Genomic DNA, 19,416 nt, shown 5'->3' with positions numbered 1-19,416 from the left:
GGCCGCCTAGCTGCAATTCGAATTATTTAGAGTATTTACTCGTCGTATCTCGAACCGCAGCGTTGTTGGCTGCACTCGGCTACTCGAATCACATACTAATGTATGCTCATCGAGATATCCTCGCTGGCCGCCTAGCTGCAATTCGAATTATTTAGAGTATTCACTCGTCGTATCTCGAACCGCAGCGTTGTTGGCCGCACTTGGTACCAAAAGTAGCCCAAGTCAAAGTATTTGGAGCTTAGGTTAGTTAATAAAAACAGTTTACTACATTCTTTTTTAGCACAAAATTGACGGTTTATCTGCAAAATAACCGTCAATTTTTTGTAAAATAATACTTTCTTTGACAAAGATATCTCAAAAAATTATAGTTAGGTCACTCTTTTTCTGCAAGATATGGGTCTTCATAGCCCAACTCAGCCAGAATTTCAGTTTCTAAACCTTCCATTTCTTCCGCTTCATCATCTTCAATATGATCATAGCCTAAAAGATGAAGGCAACCATGAACGACCATATGAGCCCAGTGCTCTTCTGCTGTTTTTTGTTGGTCAATAGCTTCTTGCTCAACGACTTGGCGGCAAATAATTAAATCACCAAGCAAAGGCAGTTCAATTTCTGGTGGAGCCTCAAAGGGGAATGACAACACGTTAGTCGGTTTGTCTTTGCCGCGATAGGTTAAATTTAAGTGATGGCTTTCCTGTTCATCAACTACCCGAATAGTGACTTCACTTAGTGCTTGAAATTTAGGCAAAACAGCCGCTAACCAACGCTGAAACTCGGCTTCCGAAGGCAAGCCATTAGGGTTTTCACACGCAATTTGTAAATCGAGAATAATGTCACTCATTTATAGATTTTCCTGCTTTTCAAATTGCTTTTGTTGTTCTTTTTCTTCACGTAACTGCTGGCGACGTTTATTGTCTTGTTCTTCCCAAGCCTCATAAGCCATGACAACTTTTGCAACGACTGGATGGCGAACTACGTCTTCACTGTGGAAGAAATTGAAGCTTAAATCATCGACTTCGGAAAGCACTTCAATGGCATGACGTAACCCTGATTTACTCCCGCGAGGTAAGTCAACCTGAGTAATATCACCCGTCACAACCGCTTTGGAATTAAAACCAATACGAGTTAAAAACATCTTCATCTGTTCGATGGTGGTGTTTTGGCTCTCATCTAAAATAATAAAAGCATCATTCAAGGTACGGCCACGCATATAGGCCAGCGGTGCGACTTCGATAACATTACGCTCAATCAGCTTTTCAACTTTTTCAAAGCCTAACATTTCGAATAGCGCATCATAAAGTGGGCGTAGATAAGGGTCGACTTTTTGGCTGAGATCCCCAGGTAAAAAACCAAGTTTCTCACCTGCTTCAACCGCAGGACGGGTTAGCAAAATACGGCGAACCTCTTGGCGCTCTAACGCATCTACCGCCGCGGCTACCGCTAAATAGGTTTTCCCAGTTCCTGCAGGGCCAATGCCAAATGTAATATCATGGTCTAAAATATTGGCGATATATTGCGCTTGATTTGGAGTGCGTGGTTTGATCACACCACGTTTAGTCTTAATATTCACCGCTTTACCGTAGTCAGGAACGCTATCGGCAGATTGCTCTAAAACACGGCTATCCAGAATGGCTAAGTGAATATTTTCAGGGTCGATATCAGGGATAACACCGCGCACAGGCGCGGTATCGACATACAGTTGACGTAAAATTTTGCTCGCCGCTTGAACATTCAGCGGCTTACCCGATAACTTAAAACGGTTATCGCGGCGATTAATTTCGATAGCAAGGCGGCGTTCTAGCTGCTTGATATTATCGTCAAATGGCCCGCAGAGGCTCATTAAACGCTGGTTATCTGCGGGTTCTAGAAAGATTTCTTGTGTTGCGATTTGCAAATTTTTTGTCTCGGTCACTGAATATCCTATGGTTGTGGCTTAGGGTTGAAAGCTGCCAACACCTAGCTCATCTTCTTTACGAGTACGTGCAATAACAGACTCTGGTGATTCATGAACGCGAAGACCCATTTGATCTTCTGTACGAATGACTTTACCGCGCAATGAGTTGGTATAAACATCCACAATTTCGACATCCACAAATTTACCGATCATATCCGGTGTGCCTTCAAAGTTCACAACACGGTTATTTTCAGTACGTCCAGACAGCTCCATGACGTTTTTACGCGATGTTCCTTCAACTAAGATACGTTGAACGGTTCCCACCATTTGGCGGCTGAAGCTTAATGCTTGCTGATTAATACGCTGTTGCAGTAAGTATAGACGCTGTTTTTTCTCATCTTCGGTTACATCATCAGGTAAATCCGCAGCTGGGGTGCCTGGACGCGCGGAATAGACAAAGCTGTAGCTCATGTCAAAGTTCACGTCTGCAATCAGTTTCATGGTTTTTTCGAAGTCTTCGGTTGTTTCACCGGGGAAGCCCACGATAAAGTCTGAACTGATTAGAATACCAGGGCGTGCTTCACGCAGTTTGCGAATAATGGCTTTATATTCAAGTGCGGTATGAGCGCGTTTCATCATTGTTAGAACGCGGTCTGAGCCACTTTGCACGGGTAGATGCAAGAAACTGACTAATTCAGGGGTATCGCGGTAAACTTCGATGATATCGTCAGTAAATTCAATTGGGTGGCTAGTGGTAAAGCGGACACGGTCGATGCCATCAATAGCCGCGACTAAACGCAGTAATTCTGCAAATGAGCAAATTTCACCATCAAAGGTTTCACCACGGTATGCATTCACGTTTTGGCCCAGTAAGTTAACTTCACGTACACCTTGTGCGGCTAACTGTGCGATTTCAAAAAGAATATCATCACAAGGGCGGCTAACCTCTTCACCACGGGTATAAGGCACTACGCAGAAAGTGCAATACTTGTTACAGCCTTCCATAATGGAAACGAATGCGGTCGGGCCTTCAGCGCGAGGTTCTGGTAAGCGGTCAAATTTTTCAATTTCAGGGAAACTGATATCGATAACAGGGCTACGCGTACCTTGAACTTGATTAATCATCTCAGGCAAACGGTGCAAAGTTTGCGGGCCGAAAACGATGTCAACGCTTGGCGCACGTTGGCGAATAAAATCCCCTTCTTGCGAAGCAACACAGCCGCCTACACCAATGATGATGTCAGGGTTTTTATCTTTAAAAAACTTCCAACGACCAAGCTGATGGAAGACTTTTTCTTGTGCTTTTTCACGAATGGAACAGGTATTAAGCAGTAATAAGTCTGCTTCTTCTGCAACTTCAGTGAGTTGATAACCATGGGTATTTTCTAATAAAGAAACCATTTTGGATGAGTCATACTCATTCATTTGGCAACCCCAAGTTTTAATATATAGCTTTTTATTCGTCGACATGTCGTATATCCGGTGTTTTCGAAGCGGCTAGTGTAATGGACTCCGAAACGCGTTGTAAATCCAAAGTCCTACCCTTTATATTTTTGGGAACTCGCATGCATTTTGATTAAGGACATCATTGTATGATGGGATAAATGCAAAGATAATTAAAATGATATCACTACACGAAATCTAAGGGCAGGCAATTTGCCTATTGTTTTAAAATTAGCACGTATTGTATTCATTTGCGGCATCAGTGACCAGAGGATGTTGTAAAATTGTGGTTGTTTTTTGTGCAAATCAAAGTGTTTTCAGCAAAATATACTATTTGTAAGGTTATTAAGGTGGAGGAATGAATGACCTCTAAGACTTCAATGCCTATATTTCCTGTGAGAACCCTCATTTTTCGGTACAATACCTTTATCAACGTGGTCACTGTTATCAAACAATAACCTTTATTAAACAGTAACCTTTATTAAACAGTAAATAGTAGCGAACGTATGAATAAATTAATCGAATCTTATGATGTTGTCGTCGTTGGTGCGGGTATGACTGGCGCGGCAGCAGCATTGGGCTTTGCTCAAGAAGGCATGCGAGTTGCTTTGCTTGAAAAAGCACAACCTGTGGCCTTTGACCCACAAAGTGCCCCTGATGTTCGTATTTCTGCGATTAGCCGCGCTTCTGTTGAATTGTTGGAGCAATTAGGGGCTTGGCAACATGTTAAGGCAATGCGAAGTGCCCCATATCGCCAGTTAGAAACATGGGAAGAACCAGATAGCAATGTGATTTTTGATGCTAAAAGCCTTGGGCTACCTGAACTTGGGTTTATGGTAGAAAACAGAGTACTACAGCTTGCGTTATGGCAAGAATGTGAAAAATACAGCAATCTAGACCTTGTTTGCCCGGCGAAACTCATCAATTTATACCAACCTAAGCAGCAAAAAGAATGGATGTTAGCATTAGATGATGGCCGTACTTTACAAGCTAAGCTTGTGGTCGGAGCCGATGGCGCTAATTCGCAAGTCCGTACAATGGCAGGAATTGGTAGCCGCGGCTGGCAATATCGCCAGTCATGTATGTTGATTAGCATTCAAACACAGCAACCTCAGCAAGATAAAACATGGCAGCAGTTTTTTCCATCAGGGCCAAGGGCATTTTTACCTCTGTATGATAATTGGGCCTCATTAGTCTGGTATGACAGTCCCGCAAAGATTAGACGTTTACAAGGTATGTCAATGGAACAATTGACGGGAGCAATATCCGAAGCCTTTCCTGAACGTTTAGGGCCTGTTATCGCAATTGCGTCAGGGGCATTTCCACTGACTCGTCATCATGCAAGCCGCTATGTGATGGATGGGTTAGCATTGATTGGCGATGCAGCCCATACTATCAACCCATTAGCGGGGCAGGGTGTGAATTTAGGCTATCGAGATGTTGATGCTCTTTTGAAAGAAGTAATTTACGCGCGTGAATATATACAACCTTGGAGTTCCCTTGATGTATTGAAACGTTACCAACGACGTCGTTTGCCTGATAATTTAATTATGCAAGCTGGGATGGATGTTTTTTACATGGCATTTAGTGAAAACTTACCAGGATTAAAAATATTTAGGAATCTTGGGTTGATGGCGGCACAGCGTGCTGGAGAAGCGAAAAAGCTGGCGTTGAAGTATGCGTTAGGTTTATAGAAATTATCTTGAATATAATAAATAGGCTGCTAATTAGCGGCCTATTTATTATTAAGTGAAGAAGTTAGTGCTATTTATTATTAGCTAAATCAACCGGTTGAATATTACTTGTGTCTGTATTGATGCTGTCATCTTCAGTAATCACAGAATCCAATGTTTCATTTTTTGCTGAAAACGCATGAGCCAGTTTTTCGGTATCCAGTTCTTTTTCCCAACGTGCAACAACGATACACGCACACGCGTTACCCACTAAGTTAGTTAAAGCACGGCATTCAGACATAAAGCGGTCAATACCAAGGATTAAGGCCATACCTGCAACAGGAATACTTGGAACAACCATTAAGGTTGCCGCTAATGTAATGAAACCCGCACCAGTAACGCCAGCAGCACCTTTAGAGCTAATCATTGCAACGAGCAACAGCGAAATTTGCTCCCAAATCGTCAATTCAATATTGGTAGCTTGAGCAATGAATAATGCAGCCATGGTCATATAAATATTCGTACCATCAAGATTGAATGAATAACCTGTTGGGATAACTAACCCGACAACTGATTTTTCACACCCTGCATGCTCCATTTTGCGCATTAAGCTTGGCAGTGCGGCTTCGGAAGAAGAGGTACCTAAAACTAACCAGAGCTCGTCTTTGATATATTTAATTAGCGCAATGATGGAGAAACCGTTGTACTTAGCAACTGCTCCTAACACTAACAACACAAATAGAACGGATGTAATGTAGAAAGTCATTATCAGCATCATTAAGTTGCCAATAGATGAAATCCCATACTTACCAATGGTAAAGGCCATTGCCCCAAATGCCCCAATAGGCGCGAGTTTCATGAGCATCGCAACCATTTTGAACACAGGTTCAGAAAAGTTTTGCAGTAACTTAACGATAGGCTCGCCGTGTTTACCCGTTGCAGCTAGCGCTAACCCAAAAATAACCGCAATAAATAGAACTTGCAGAATATTTCCATTTACTAATGGACTAATGACGGTATCGGGGATGATATTCATCAAAAAGCCAACAATTGAAGACTCGTGGGCTTTTTCAACGTAAGTAGCAACTTTAGTGCTGTCTAAGGTTGCAGGGTCAATATTCAGGCCAGAGCCTGGGCGAATGATATTGGCAATAATAAGACCAATAATTAATGCAATGGTTGAAAAAGTGATGAAGTACAACATCGCTTTACCTGCGACACTGCCCACTGCCTTCATGTTTGACATGCCTGAAATACCAGTGACAACCGTTAAGAAGATAACTGGCGCGATAATCATTTTAACGATTTTGATGAATGCATCACCAAGCGGTTTTAATGACTCTCCAATGTCGGGAAAAAAGTGGCCAAGTGCTATACCCAGAACGATGGCTACGATCACCTGAACATATAAGATCTTATATATGGGTTGCTTTATCATGTTTCGCATAAATTTTCTCTGTAAAAATGTTGCGTTTGGCAATTTATAATTATTAGGTTTAAAACTTTTATTAGAGTTTCTGAGAACTAATTTAGTTGGAATGGAAGAAGGGACTGAGTTTATTAGTACCAGAGGTTGATAATAATTTAACTGGTAATAATCATACCTAACTACAATTCGAGCGCAGATTACCACTTTCGATGGTTATATAGAAATGATTGAAGTCACACATTTGATAGAAAAGTTATGCAAACGTAAATTTTATGAGGTAAATGTTGCTTTAACATCACTTTAAACGATTAAGCTATTGGTTAATCGGTAATATTAGGATTAAATAAATAAGCAAATGACCAAAAAGTAATCATTTAAACTAAAAATAGGGATGTAAATATAGAAAACAGTAGAGAGGGATACTTTACTGCTTAAAAAATGGAGTTATCTGCTAATTTGTTATTTTTTATTTAATTTATCAATAAAATCGATAAGTAAAATTAAGACTGCCTAAGCATAGTAAGATAGAGCAGGGAGTTAATTTAAGCGATGTTGAAAAGAGAATGGCTGGGGTACCAGGATTCGAACCTGGGAATGCCAGGATCAAAACCTGGTGCCTTACCGCTTGGCGATACCCCAACAAAAGAAATGGTAGCTACGACGGGATTCGAACCTGTGACCCCAACATTATGAGTGTTGTGCTCTAACCAACTGAGCTACATAGCCATATATGATTTCTTTAAAATGAATTGTGCAACTATAGGTAGGATAGTAGATGGCTGGGGTACCAGGATTCGAACCTGGGAATGCCAGGATCAAAACCTGGTGCCTTACCGCTTGGCGATACCCCATCCGGGAATTCTACTATTGATTGTTTTAAGATGGCTGGGGTACCAGGATTCGAACCTGGGAATGCCAGGATCAAAACCTGGTGCCTTACCGCTTGGCGATACCCCAATCTTAAATTCAATGCTACCGAGAAGGAAAATGGTGCGGGAGACAAGACTTGAACTTGCACACCTTGCGGCGCCAGAACCTAAATCTGGTGCGTCTACCAATTTCGCCACTCCCGCAAAATAATGGTGGCTATGACGGGATTCGAACCTGTGACCCCAACATTATGAGTGTTGTGCTCTAACCAGCTGAGCTACATAGCCATCTTTTTTTGCATAACCTTCGTCGGCGTTGCGGGGCGCATTATGCTAATTACAGACACGACAGTCAACAGCTTTTTGCACTATTTTTCAGAAAATGTGTCTGTTTGTTTGATGAATAATCATTTTGTCGATAAAGCCAGCAAAAAACAAGCCCATATTTGAAAAAAATCACTTTTGTCTTACCTGCTAGATAAATGTAATTTGGTGATGAAGCGAAATAAAACATCGAAAGAGTCCAAGAATTTGTAAGAGGAGGATAGCTGAAAGAGTGTGAAGTGTTTTAAAAATGACTCATGAAACGAAGAATTCAGTTTATAGCTAATAAAAAAGCAGGTATCTCAACCTGCTTTAAAGAAAATAACTCCAAAAATTAGCTTTCAAACAATTTTTGTAATAATTCACCATTAAGCATCGCACGTTTAGTGAGTGCGAAAGCGCCTATTGCCGAATTATGAACCAACTGCGATGTAACAATGGGGAGATTGTCCCTAAATCCTTTTAAGGCTTGTGTGTCAATACAGCTTTGAATCGCGGGTATCAGAATTTGTTCTGCTTCCGTGATATCCCCTGCAATAACGACTTTTTCAGGGTTAAATAAGTTTATAGAGATTGCAATCGCTTTACCGATTTGCCGACCAACGTGTTGGATAACTTCCGTAGCAAGTGGGTCTCCCTTATTAGCGGCTTGGCAAATATGGGAAATCGTACAAATTTCCAATGTAAGGGAACTTGAATAGCCTTGTTCTAAACGCTGTTTTACGCGGGCTTCAATCGCTTGGTTTGAGGCAATGGTTTCTAAACAACCAAAATTACCACAGTGGCAAAGTTCGCCAAGGGGGTCAACTTGGATATGGCCGATTTCTCCGAGGTTACCTCGGTGGTTGAGCAATATCTCTTTATTGATGACTAAGCCTGCCCCTGCGCCTCTGTGGATACGAACGAGCAGTGAGTCTTCGCAATCACGAGTTGCACCAAAATAGCTCTCAGCGAGGGCTAGGCTGCGAATATCGTGCCCTGCGTAACAGGTAATTTTAAAGTGTGCTTGCAAGTTGTCGATGAGATGCCAATTATCGACCTTGATATGCGGCATGTAGTAAACAATACCACTGTTTGGGTTAACTAACCCAGGGAGAATAATAGAAATCGCGATCAACTCTTTTAAGCGTTTCTGATTGTGTTCGATAAAGTCTTCAAGGGCAGCAATCAGTTTTTGTTCTACGGCTTGCTGAGAAGGCTCTGTGATAGGGTAATGAGCATCGACGATCATTTTGCCACCTAAGTCGTATAAGGCGATGGTGGCATCATAGCGGCCTAAGCGGACGCCAATCGTATGAAAATTTTTGTGCTCAGAAACAATAGATATAGCACGACGGCCCCCAGTGGAGGCCTGTTGGTCAACTTCTTTAATTAAACCACGTTCGAGTAACTGGCGAGTGATTTTAGTCACACTGGCTGGGGCAAGTTGGCTTTGCTCCGCGATTTGAATTCTTGATATCGGGCCATGTTGGTCAATTAAACTATAGACGACAGCGCTATTTAGTTGTTTGACGAGATCAATATTACCAATTTGCTTCAGCGAGTGGCTTTGATTCATTAGCTAGTTACTCATTTTTTGTAGACTTCGGCTCCGTTAACATAGGTTGCAAGGACGTCGAAGTCGTGGTTAAACGCGGTTAAATTCGCAATTTTACCCGGAGCAATAGACCCTAAGGTCTCATCAACTCCGATGGCTCTTGCGGGGTAGAGCGTTGCCATTCTCAGTGTTTCATCTAATGGGATACCCACGTACTCTACACTGTTTCTCACTGCTTCTATCATTGTGAGTGATGAGCCGCTGAGTGTGCCATTTTCATCTACACATAATCCATCGCGGTAGTATATGGTTTTACCTGCGAAGATAAAATGATCCATTTCACCAGTTTGAGGATCTATTCCTGCGGGCGCTGTGGCATCAGTCACTAAAATTAATTTATCACCTTTTAAGTGTTTGCTATTACGAATGTTTGCCCACTGGACATGCAAGCCATCAGCGATAATTCCCGCATATACTTCAGGAGTGTCATAAATAGCGCCAACTAAACCTGGGCCACGGCCTGAAATATATGGCATGGCGTTAAAAAGGTGCGTTGAAAAGCGAATTCCGGCTTTAAAACCCAGTTTGGCTTCTTCATACGTCGCATTTGAATGTCCAGCAGAAATAACAATGCCGGAATCTTTCAATTGGTGAATGTAATCAAGTTCTACCATTTCAGGCGCTAAAGTAATTTTAGTGATAGCGTCTGCATGAGCGGCTAAATAATCAATCATCTGAGCGGATGGTTGGCGGATAAATTCAGGGTTATGCGTACCTTTTTTGATAACATTAATATATGGGCCTTCTAAATGAAGTCCTAGAGCTTGGTTCTTGTGGTCTTTTAAGTACTCTGTCATGACCTCAATACCATGCTTCATTAATTCGTCAGAGCAAGTAATCAGCGTTGGCAGGTAACTGGTACACCCTGTACGCTCATTGGCTTTTTGCATGATATCCAAATTCTTCAATGTGACATTTTCTTTATTATCATTGAATTGGACACCACCACAGCCGTTGACTTGCAGGTCAATAAACCCAGCGGATAAGATTGCACCTTGTAGGTCATGCTGTGGAATATGGGAAGGTAATTCAGAGACAGGACAAACATCTTTGATGATTTCACCATCAATGACGACCGCATGGTTATCCAGTCTTTCATGACCTGTATAAATAATGCAATTTGTTAATGCATACATGGCTTAAAACTCCTGACCTCTGGAAGGTGGGTCACCGATCAGCCTTCGCTGACCGGGTGATTGATAAACATAATCTTAGTTAAACTTTTCAATAATTTCAGATTCTAGCTGTTTGAAATATTTAAGCGTTTTAACTTTTAATTCGAGTGTTGCTGGTTCATCACAAACGACCAGTGCTTTTGGGTGCATTTGCACGCAGCTCACTGTCCACATATGGTTAATTGAACCTTCAACTGCTGCATGAACTGCGTTCGCTTTATTCGCACCCGTAGCGAGTACCATTAACTCTTCAGCATCCATTAATGTGGCTACACCCACAGTTAAAGCGAATTTTGGTACTTGATTGATATCATTATCAAAGAAACGTGAGTTAGCTTGGCGCGTTTCTGGTGTTAATGTCTTAATGCGGGTACGAGAGTTCAATGAAGAACCGGGTTCATTAAAAGCAATGTGACCGTCGTTACCTACGCCGCCCATAAATAAATTAATTTTGCCGTAAGATTTAATTTTATCTTCATAACGTTGGCATTCCGCATCAACATCAGGGGCATTACCATTCAGTAAATTGATATTTTGCGCTTGAATGTCGATGTGGTTAAAGAAATTATCATGCATAAATGTGTGATAGCTTTGAGGATGATTAGCGGGAATACCAATATACTCATCCATATTAAATGTTACCACATGCTTAAAACTGACTTTTCCTGCGTTATATAAAGCAATCAATGCCTTATAAGTGGCAAGAGGAGTGCCGCCTGTTGGTAACCCAAGAACGAAAGGGCGATCAGCAGTTGGGTTGAATGCGTTAATTTTGTCAGCAATATACTGTGCGGACCAAATGCCGACATCATGCGCATTGTTAAGTGGAATTAGCCTCATGTCTCAATTACCTCTAATAAGTCTGTGAAATCTTTCATGTATATATGTATCCCTGATGTTATTCATTAGATATAGGAATACTCGTTATACTACAAATTTATTACGCGCTGGTGTTGGTACACAGTGCCGTTTTAACGGCTACACCTGCATTTTAAACGCGCTGAGAATATACAGGTTAATAACATAAATAAGTTATTTTTAATCATAAAATAAGTTTTCGATAATAGCTAGTAATTTAGTCATATCGGTAACTCTTTCGTTGACATTTATCACAAATCGAACCTATTTATTTTGCATCGCGAAACAATTAATTTAGACTATAAAATTGATACTCTCAATAACCTAAATTATGATTTAGGTGTGTGAACAATAAGATCCCGTAAATGGGGCAAAAATAGGGCGATAAAGGGGGAGTTTGTGAATATTCTTAGCTACTTACAGCGGATTGGTAGGGCACTTATGGTGCCAGTTGCTGTACTACCAGCCGCAGCAATCCTGATGGGGATTGGCTATTGGATTGACCCAGATGGTTGGGGAGCCAATAGTGCAATCGCGGCGTTACTGATTAAATCGGGTGCGGCTATTATCGATAATATGTCCGTGCTATTTGCTATTGGTGTTGCTTATGGGATGTCAAAAGATAAGGACGGTGCGGCTGCACTGACCGGTTTTGTCGGCTTTTTAGTGGTGACAACACTGTGTTCGCCTGCATCTTATTCCATGATCATGAATGTTCCGCTGGAAAGCGTTCCTGCGGCATTCGGTAAAATTAATAACCAGTTCGTGGGTATCTTAGTTGGGGTTCTATCAGCTGAATTGTACAACCGTTATAGTGGCGTAGAGCTACCCAAAGCGTTGTCTTTCTTTAGCGGCCGTCGTCTCGTACCGATTTTGACCTCGTTCTTAATGATCATCTTAGCCTTCATACTGATGTATGTCTGGCCGGTGGTTTACAACGGTTTAGTCTCTTTCGGTGAAAGCATTAAAGACTTAGGTTCTGTGGGTGCGGGTATTTACGCCTTCTTCAACCGTTTATTAATTCCTGTCGGTCTGCATCACGCACTCAATTCGGTGTTCTGGTTTGACGTTGCAGGAATCAATGATATTCCAAACTTCTTAGGCGGCGCTAAGTCAATTGATGCAGGTCTGGCAACGGTAGGTATTACAGGTCGCTACCAAGCTGGTTTCTTCCCAATTATGATGTTTGGTCTGCCGGGCGCGGCATTAGCGATTTACCACTGCGCACGTCCAGAAAATAAAGCGAAAGTTGCTGGTATTATGATTGCCGGTGCGTTTGCGGCATTCTTTACAGGTATCACTGAACCACTCGAATTCTCTTTCATGTTCGTGGCACCAATTCTGTACGTAATCCACGCATTATTAACGGGTATCTCTGTTTATATTGCAGCGACGATGGAGTGGATCTCCGGATTCGGCTTCAGCGCAGGTTTAGTCGATATGCTATTGCAGTCACGTAACCCATTAGCCGTTCAGTGGTATATGTTGATTGTCCAAGGTTTAGTCTTCTTCTGCATTTATTATGTCATTTTCCGTTTCATGATCCGTAAATTCAACCTGTTAACACCAGGCCGTGAAGAGAGCGCAGGTGATGAAACGATTGATGGTTATGACGAAAGCATTAGTCCTGCCGATAACAGTGACAGCGATATTCAAAAAGAAGCTCGCCAATATGTTGCAGCGGTTGGTGGTAGTGACAACATCGTCAGTATTGATGCCTGTATTACACGTTTACGTTTAGGCGTTAAAGATTCAGCGATTGTTAATGACGCCATGACAAAACGTTTAGGCGCTTCAGGTGTTATCCGCTTAAGCAAACAAAATGTGCAAGTGATTGTCGGTACACGTGCTGAATTGGTGGCAAAAGCGATGACTGAAGTGATTGCAAAAGGCCCTATCGCAGGAGCTGCTCCGGTAGCTGCACCAGAAGAGAAAAAAGCCGCAGAGCCTGCGAAAACAAAAGGTAATGTGATTTTATCTCTGGTTGCGCCAGTCAGTGGTCAAGTGTTCTCCCTTGACGATGTGCCAGATGAAGCGTTTTCTAGCCGCATTGTGGGCGATGGTATTGCCATCAAACCAACAAGCAGCGAAGTGCTAGCGCCGGCATCAGGTACGGTGGTGAAAATTTTCGAAACTAACCACGCATTCTGCCTTGAAACAGAAAACGGTGTTGAGCTCATAGTTCATATGGGTATTGATACTGTTGCACTGAAAGGTGAAGGTTGTGCACGTTTAGTGGAAGAAGGTGCGGAAGTGACTGCTGGAACACCAATTCTGAACCTCGACCTCGCGTTCCTTGAAGCTAATGCCAAATCAATGATTAGCCCTGTCATCATTAGTAATATCGATGATTTTGCTGGCGTCGAGATTTTAGTTGACGGTGAAGTAAAAGCAGGCGAAACGGTTATTTATAATGTTCTGAAATAGTTCAGTTTAATATTATAAGTTAGTAAGAGGGTGGCTTAGGCCACCCTTTTGTTGTGCATAGAAAACCCCCAGCTAGGCTGGGGGTTCCGTAAAGCTTTCAGCTTTGAATAAGATATTAAAACCCCTTTTGATTTGTTAAAACACCTTGCGGTCTGGCAACTGCAAGAGTCAAACAAAAAATCAAAAGGGGGTCCCAATGGGGACGAAAAGAGCTTAGCGCATACACGATGGAATTGTAAATATCACATTGTTTTTGCCCCAAAGTATAGAAGGCAAGTTTTCTACGGTGAAAAACGTAGGGCGATAGGTAGTATTTTAAGGAAATTGTGTGAGTGGAAAAATGTCAGGATAGTGGAGGCAGAATGTTGTGTTGACCATATACACATGCTTCTAGAAATCCCACCCAAGATGAGTGTTTCGAGCTTTATGGGGTATTTAAAAGGAAAAAGTAGCCTAATGCTTTATGAGCAATTTGGGGATTTAAAGTTTAAATATCGAAATAGAGAGTTTTGGTGCAGAGGGTACTATGTTGATACGGTAGGAAAGAATACGAAACGAATACAAGAATATATAAAACATCAGTTAGAACAGGATAAATTGGGAGAGCAATTGTCGATCCCCTATCCGGGCAGCCCGTTTACGGGCCGTAAGTAATCCATAGATGCAAATGTCAGGGCCGTTATGCGCCTGTTAGGGCGCGGCTGGTAACAAAGCCTTATAGGCGCATATTAAAAACCTCCGGCTATGCCGGAGGATATTTATTTTATGGTGGTTAAATAAGAAAAAGATAATCATACAGGGTATAACAAATAATGATAATCACTATCAATTGAGTTTAGTTTATAAAGAAAATATAATTAATTGTTAGCTTTGTGGGGAGGTGTTTTTTCTAAAATACGCGAATAATTAAAATTAAAGCGCCTAAAATAATTATAAAAAAGTATCTATAAGGAGAAAGAAATGGGATTAAAAATTCATTTGGTTTGGTTTGATAAACAAACAGAGGAATATGTTGGTGAAGAGTATTCTCTAGATCTAGGCGATAATGATAGCATTATAGAGGAAACCATTAATCCTGAGGAAAATATTATTAATAATGGTTGTTTTGATATGGTTTCTGACTGGGTTTCTAATCTTCAAAATCATATAAAACATAACATTGAATTTAGTAAATATGATTATCAAGTTTCATTCGATTATCGAGATGAATGGTAATTATCTATATTTATAAATTATTAGTAAATAATTTAATTTACTTGTTTTATACAAATTAATATTTATCTAAAACAAAAACATAAGAAATATGTAATATTACTGAATTAGTGAAATACTTATAACTTCACTCTCGGCTTATGATTTAGGAGAAATTTCGTGAGGTTGATTTCATGGTTTATCGTTATAGGAGCGTTCATGATCGGGACTCCAACTTGGGGGGGAAATATAAATCCTCCTTTAATTCCAACTGTGAGGGATCGTCTATATACCATTGAATATAATGAAACAGAACTTCGTTATGATCCAGACCTACCTAAGCGAGTTCCTTATCCCAAAAACCAACAACAAGTGGTTGAGTTATATCATCGGGCATTAAAAAACAATAATGAAGATGATAATTATGCCTTATTTTCTTTTTTCAGAATTGGTTGCACCGATTTTAAGCATTTACATAATGTGAAAGCTGCAAAAGAAGAGTGTGCACTGGCAAATTTCTTTTTGAAGAGAGTATTAGAAATTAATTCTAATAATGGGTTAGCTCTGTTATTTACAGGGGTAAACCATCAGCATGGTAATGAAGGCTCGAAAAAAAATATGTCAGAAGCAATTTTATATTATAAACGCGCTTATCACCTTTATGGTAATAAGGTACTTGTAGCAGGAAAAAATCTTTCGACGATTTATTTACATGGACTCGGCGGGATCCCTCAGGACTTTAATAAAGCAAAATACTACTTAGAAATGGTAGCAAGAGATAATCCAAAGGGGCAAGATGCATATTACCTCAAGAATTTTGATACCTATGTTGATTTACTCAAAATATCAAATGAGGGTGATAAATGTAAACAACAGGATCCTAATAATCGTATTTGGGTTAAAGAATGTAATGATAAAGTAGAAAAACAAATAGAAACATACCTAAAAAAACATAGAGGAAATCAGAAAGAGAAAGATGCGATTGGTTGATTTAGTAAAGTTTTATTTTATGACTAGTGTGAAAGGTCATTATAAATAATAAGTTAAAAGTATAGTACAAAGAATACTTTAATTTTCTGTGTTAAAAAAGTTGCATTTGTTAATAACATTGGCGAAATCTCAAACAAGGTTGTCAAATTTGCATAAGCAAGGGGCTTTTTTCATCGATAAAATATTTTCTCAATTACTGAGAGGGGTTATCTGTGGAACTGCTTCTGTGTTTATTTGGCTTTATTTCGGGGATCACCACCGCACTATTCGGCTTCGGTGGCGGTTTTATTACGGTTCCACTGTTATATGCCTTGATTACCTTAGTGTGGGGGCCGCAAAGCGATGCAGGCAGTGTGGCAATGCAAATTGCGGTGGCAACATCAACCTGTGTGATGATCTTTTCATCGACGCTTTCGAGTCGTGCTCATTACCTTAAAGGCAACCTGAGTTGGCCAATTATTCGCCCTTTTATTATCCCTATTTCAATTGGCGGAATTCTAGGGGCAATAGTGGCGCTATCCGTAGATAGTGCATTAATTCGTTGGATATTTATTGGTTATTTAATTATCACTATTTTAGATTGCTTTATTCGTCCCGGTTTTATGAAAACAGAATCTATAGGTATACAAGCCTCCCGTGGCGGTATTTTTGCCGATACCCCGATTGGCGTGGTGATTGGTGCGGTGGCGGCATTTTTAGGTGTTGGCGGCAGTGTGATGACTGTTCCACTAATGCGGCGCCGTGGTGCCAGTATGATCCAAGCAGCCGCATTTGCGAACCCATTGACATTACCAATGGCAATCACGGGCACATTAACCTATTTTTATTTCGCTATTGATAAGCACATTGATCTCGGAGCAGGGTTTCTGGGGATGATCTATATCAAAGGGGCATTAATTTTAATTGTGACATCGTGGTTAGGGATCCGTTTTGCTTCTTTATTAATGCCTTACCTGAGCGATAAACGTCATGCCCAAAGCTATCCGTTACTGTTACTCGTCGTTTTAGCCGTCATGATACTGGCTTAGAATCGCGTATATCGGTGGGTAAAGATGAGGTTTTTACCCTAAATTCCTTCTGATCATCGCTTTTGCTGCACTTGGCGCAATCAAACGGTTGTTTCCTGATTGATTATGGTAGAATATATTTAATTACTATACGCTTTTGCGCGCTTTTGGCATTGAGGAATGATGACAATGAATGAGGCAGATGCTCGCCCAACAAATTTTATCCGTCAGATCATAGATGAAGATCTGGCGACTGGAAAACACACGTCAGTGCATACGCGTTTTCCACCTGAACCGAATGGCTATTTACATATTGGTCATGCGAAATCAATCTGCTTGAATTTTGGCATTGCCAAGGATTATCAGGGCCAATGTAACTTACGTTTTGATGATACAAATCCTGTAAAAGAAGATGTCGAATACGTTAACTCTATTCAAGAAGACGTTAAATGGCTTGGTTTTGAGTGGAGCGGCGATGTTCGTTATTCCTCTGACTACTTTGATACTTTGTATCAATACGCGATCGAGTTGATCAAAAAAGGCTTAGCTTACGTTGATGAGCTCAGCCCAGACGAAATTCGCGAATATCGTGGGACACTCAAAGAGCCTGGTAAAAATAGCCCATACCGTGAGCGCCTAATTGAAGACAACTTAGCACTATTCGAAAAAATGCGTGCGGGCGGCTTCGAAGAAGGAAAAGCGTGTTTACGCGCGAAAATCGATATGGCTTCGCCATTTATGGTGATGCGCGACCCAGTTTTATATCGTATTAAATTTGCGGAACATCACCAATCTGGCAATAAATGGTGTATTTATCCAATGTATGACTTCACGCATTGTATTTCTGATGCATTAGAAGGCATTACTCACTCTTTATGTACCTTAGAATTCCAAGACAATCGCCGTTTATATGATTGGGTTTTAGATAATATCACGATTGACTGTCACCCTCGTCAGTATGAGTTTTCTCGTCTGAATCTGGAATATACGGTGATGTCTAAGCGTAAACTGAACCAATTAGTGACCGAAAAACACGTAAATGGTTGGGATGACCCACGGATGTTAACCATTTCAGGTTTGCGTCGTCGTGGTTATACCGCAGCATCTATTCGTGAATTTTGCCAACGTATTGGTGTGACGAAGCAAGATAACAACGTCGAAATGGCCTCTTTAGAGTCCTGTATTCGTGATGATCTAAATGAGTCAGCACCACGTGCTATGGCGGTTATCGACCCAGTTCGTGTTGTCATTGAAAACATGCCTGCTGGTGAAGAGATTTTAACAGCGCCAAACCATCCAAATAAACCGGAGATGGGAACGCGCCAAGTGCCATTTAGTAACGAAATTTATATTGACCGTGCGGACTTCCGTGAAGAAGCAAATCGCCAATATAAGCGTTTAGTATTAGGCAAAGAAGTTCGTTTGCGTAATGCATATATCATTAAAGCAGAGCGTGTTGAAAAAGATGCGGATGGTAATATTACAACCATTTACTGTACTTATGATGCAGGCACATTAAATAAAGATCCAGCAGATGGCCGTAAAGTGAAAGGCGTTATTCATTGGGTTAGCGTAGCGCATGCATTACCTGCAGAAATTCGTCTGTATGACCGTTTATTCACTGTGCCAAACCCAGGTGCAGAAGACGATTTCTTATCCGTTATCAATCCTGAATCGTTAATTATTCGTCATGGTTTTGTTGAGCCAAGCCTGAAAAATGCAGAGGCAGAAAAAGCGTATCAGTTTGAGCGTGAAGGGTATTTCTGCGCGGATAATAAGCTAAGTAGTGCAGATCATTTAGTCTTTAATCGGACGGTGGGGTTGCGTGATACTTGGGCTAAGATTGAGAACTCTTAACTTGATGTCCCTGTCATTCTTTGTGCCACAGGGGTATTGGCTTCATTAAGTTACCCGAGTCACATACTTATGTATGCTCACGGGATAACTTAATTTGCCGCCTACCTGTGGTACAAATTATTTAGGGGCTAGATCGAATATTAGAACAAAAAAACGCTGACATTTATTTGCCAGCGTTTTTTATAGTAATCAACAGAACCTACAGAATTTACTCAGATTTGTTATCCACTTTGTCTTTCAGTAAACCATGCAAATATTTATTGGCTGGGATCACATTACCTTGTGCATCTTTGACTTGGTACTCTTCGCCAGTAATGGACGATTTTGAGGCAACATTATCAATAAATTGTTCTGTAGTTTTGAGACGTTTTTCTGTTTTACGTAGTTTTAAACGTAAGTGAGATTCTGCGTCGGCAGCAGAATGTTCAGTTCCGTTACGAGTAAAAGTAAGGTTCTGTTGCTTACCAAGCTCTGCTAGTAATGATTCAGTACGAACTTTTTCTTCAGGGCTTAGCGCAAGTGCTTGGGTGGTAACAAAAACGCTTAAAAAAAGTACTAAAGCAGATGAAAAACGGTTTGATAGTTGGGCTGTGAGTGACTGCACGAATTTCTCTCCATAGAAAAAAGGTGAGTAAATTATAGGCAGCCTTTTAATTTAAACTATCGGTAAGATTCCTAGAAT

15 protein-coding genes and 6 tRNA genes are annotated in these 19,416 nt (G+C 40.9%); 7 read left to right on the top strand and 14 right to left on the bottom strand.

Going from position 1 to position 19,416, the window contains the following annotated elements:
• Positions 1–373: 373 nt before the first annotated feature.
• From ybeY to miaB, 3 genes are read right to left on the bottom strand one after another with little or no spacing between them, the layout of a single operon-like run.
• The gene (gene ybeY, locus PZ638_RS15470) at positions 374–841 is read right to left on the bottom strand and encodes an rRNA maturation RNase YbeY (RefSeq protein ID WP_004256989.1); all 468 of its coding nucleotides are present in this window, start codon (positions 839–841) and stop codon (positions 374–376) included.
• A complete protein-coding gene (locus PZ638_RS15465; RefSeq protein WP_004908988.1) occupies positions 842–1,894 on the bottom strand; it encodes a PhoH family protein in 1,053 nt (350 codons plus the stop codon).
• A 39-nt stretch (positions 1,895–1,933) separates the two neighbouring features.
• Positions 1,934–3,364 carry a tRNA (N6-isopentenyl adenosine(37)-C2)-methylthiotransferase MiaB gene (gene miaB / locus PZ638_RS15460; protein WP_096864953.1) on the bottom strand — a complete coding sequence of 477 codons (1,431 nt, stop codon included), beginning with the start codon at positions 3,362–3,364 and terminating at the stop codon, positions 1,934–1,936.
• Between the two features lie 479 nt (positions 3,365–3,843).
• On the opposite strand from miaB, the gene ubiF reads away from it, so the two are divergent.
• Complete coding sequence (gene ubiF / locus PZ638_RS15455) at positions 3,844–5,031, top strand: 3-demethoxyubiquinol 3-hydroxylase (protein ID WP_206277451.1); 1,188 nt, start codon at positions 3,844–3,846, stop codon at positions 5,029–5,031.
• 70 nt (positions 5,032–5,101) lie between these two features.
• On the opposite strand, the gene PZ638_RS15450 is transcribed toward ubiF, so the two are convergent.
• The 10 genes from PZ638_RS15450 to nagB form a co-directional block, all read right to left on the bottom strand.
• Positions 5,102–6,457: a dicarboxylate/amino acid:cation symporter gene (locus tag PZ638_RS15450; RefSeq protein ID WP_036957950.1), complete on the bottom strand. Its 1,356-nt coding sequence runs from the start codon at positions 6,455–6,457 to the stop codon at positions 5,102–5,104.
• 546 nt (positions 6,458–7,003) lie between these two features.
• Positions 7,004–7,078, bottom strand: a tRNA-Gln gene (locus PZ638_RS15445).
• Positions 7,079–7,088: 10 nt separating this feature from the next.
• Positions 7,089–7,165, bottom strand: a tRNA-Met gene (locus PZ638_RS15440).
• 50 nt (positions 7,166–7,215) lie between these two features.
• Positions 7,216–7,290 (bottom strand) — tRNA-Gln (locus PZ638_RS15435).
• A gap of 31 nt (positions 7,291–7,321) precedes the next feature.
• Positions 7,322–7,396 (bottom strand) — tRNA-Gln (locus tag PZ638_RS15430).
• Positions 7,397–7,427: 31 nt separating this feature from the next.
• A tRNA-Leu gene (locus PZ638_RS15425) sits at positions 7,428–7,512 on the bottom strand.
• Between the two features lie 7 nt (positions 7,513–7,519).
• A tRNA-Met gene (locus tag PZ638_RS15420) sits at positions 7,520–7,596 on the bottom strand.
• A 370-nt stretch (positions 7,597–7,966) separates the two neighbouring features.
• Positions 7,967–9,190: a DNA-binding transcriptional regulator NagC gene (nagC, locus tag PZ638_RS15415; RefSeq protein ID WP_094961813.1), complete on the bottom strand. Its 1,224-nt coding sequence runs from the start codon at positions 9,188–9,190 to the stop codon at positions 7,967–7,969.
• 11 nt (positions 9,191–9,201) lie between these two features.
• Complete coding sequence (gene nagA / locus PZ638_RS15410) at positions 9,202–10,365, bottom strand: N-acetylglucosamine-6-phosphate deacetylase (RefSeq protein WP_004256957.1); 1,164 nt, start codon at positions 10,363–10,365, stop codon at positions 9,202–9,204.
• Positions 10,366–10,440: 75 nt separating this feature from the next.
• A complete protein-coding gene (nagB, locus tag PZ638_RS15405; protein ID WP_004256954.1) occupies positions 10,441–11,244 on the bottom strand; it encodes a glucosamine-6-phosphate deaminase in 804 nt (267 codons plus the stop codon).
• Between the two features lie 417 nt (positions 11,245–11,661).
• Between nagB and nagE the strand changes: the two genes are divergently transcribed.
• The 6 genes from nagE (at position 11,662) to glnS (ending at position 18,734) form a co-directional block, all read left to right on the top strand.
• Positions 11,662–13,689 (top strand): N-acetylglucosamine-specific PTS transporter subunit IIBC, encoded by a 2,028-nt coding sequence (nagE, locus tag PZ638_RS15400; protein ID WP_206277891.1) that lies wholly within the window; start codon positions 11,662–11,664, stop codon positions 13,687–13,689.
• Positions 13,690–13,848: 159 nt separating this feature from the next.
• Positions 13,849–14,343, top strand: coding sequence for an IS200/IS605 family transposase (gene tnpA, locus PZ638_RS15395; protein WP_180312677.1), 495 nt, complete (start codon positions 13,849–13,851; stop codon positions 14,341–14,343).
• Between the two features lie 306 nt (positions 14,344–14,649).
• Entirely contained in the window at positions 14,650–14,904 is a 255-nt protein-coding gene (locus tag PZ638_RS15390) for a colicin E3-like toxin immunity protein (RefSeq protein ID WP_004256948.1), read from the top strand.
• Positions 14,905–15,099: 195 nt separating this feature from the next.
• Positions 15,100–15,870 carry an SEL1-like repeat protein gene (locus PZ638_RS15385; protein ID WP_094961816.1) on the top strand — a complete coding sequence of 257 codons (771 nt, stop codon included), beginning with the start codon at positions 15,100–15,102 and terminating at the stop codon, positions 15,868–15,870.
• A 212-nt stretch (positions 15,871–16,082) separates the two neighbouring features.
• On the top strand, positions 16,083–16,898 hold the full coding sequence (locus tag PZ638_RS15380) for a sulfite exporter TauE/SafE family protein (protein ID WP_004256943.1): 816 nt from the start codon (positions 16,083–16,085) through the stop codon (positions 16,896–16,898).
• A 168-nt stretch (positions 16,899–17,066) separates the two neighbouring features.
• Positions 17,067–18,734, top strand: a complete 1,668-nt coding sequence (gene glnS, locus PZ638_RS15375) for a glutamine--tRNA ligase (protein ID WP_144140804.1) — start codon at positions 17,067–17,069, stop codon at positions 18,732–18,734.
• 208 nt (positions 18,735–18,942) lie between these two features.
• On the opposite strand, the gene PZ638_RS15370 is transcribed toward glnS, so the two are convergent.
• Positions 18,943–19,338: a DUF5329 family protein gene (locus PZ638_RS15370; RefSeq protein WP_004256937.1), complete on the bottom strand. Its 396-nt coding sequence runs from the start codon at positions 19,336–19,338 to the stop codon at positions 18,943–18,945.
• Positions 19,339–19,416: the final 78 nt, after the last annotated feature.

Source organism: Providencia hangzhouensis (assembly GCF_029193595.2).
Lineage (GTDB): Bacteria > Pseudomonadota > Gammaproteobacteria > Enterobacterales > Enterobacteriaceae > Providencia > Providencia hangzhouensis.
Note: the sequence above shows the minus strand (reverse complement) of the source record. Positions and strands in the feature narration are given on the sequence as shown.

Excerpts from the sequence above, each read along its gene's own strand:
- ybeY (WP_004256989.1), bottom strand. The coding sequence starts at position 841 with ATGAGTGACATTATTCTCGATTTACAAATTGCGTGTGAAAACCCTAAT.
- miaB (WP_096864953.1), bottom strand. The coding sequence starts at position 3,364 with ATGTCGACGAATAAAAAGCTATATATTAAAACTTGGGGTTGCCAAATG.
- ubiF (WP_206277451.1), top strand. The coding sequence starts at position 3,844 with ATGAATAAATTAATCGAATCTTATGATGTTGTCGTCGTTGGTGCGGGT.
- PZ638_RS15450 (WP_036957950.1), bottom strand. The coding sequence starts at position 6,457 with ATGCGAAACATGATAAAGCAACCCATATATAAGATCTTATATGTTCAG.
- nagC (WP_094961813.1), bottom strand. The coding sequence starts at position 9,190 with ATGAATCAAAGCCACTCGCTGAAGCAAATTGGTAATATTGATCTCGTC.
- nagA (WP_004256957.1), bottom strand. The coding sequence starts at position 10,365 with ATGTATGCATTAACAAATTGCATTATTTATACAGGTCATGAAAGACTG.
- nagB (WP_004256954.1), bottom strand. The coding sequence starts at position 11,244 with ATGAGGCTAATTCCACTTAACAATGCGCATGATGTCGGCATTTGGTCC.
- PZ638_RS15390 (WP_004256948.1), top strand. The coding sequence starts at position 14,650 with ATGGGATTAAAAATTCATTTGGTTTGGTTTGATAAACAAACAGAGGAA.
- PZ638_RS15385 (WP_094961816.1), top strand. The coding sequence starts at position 15,100 with ATGATCGGGACTCCAACTTGGGGGGGAAATATAAATCCTCCTTTAATT.
- glnS (WP_144140804.1), top strand. The coding sequence starts at position 17,067 with ATGAATGAGGCAGATGCTCGCCCAACAAATTTTATCCGTCAGATCATA.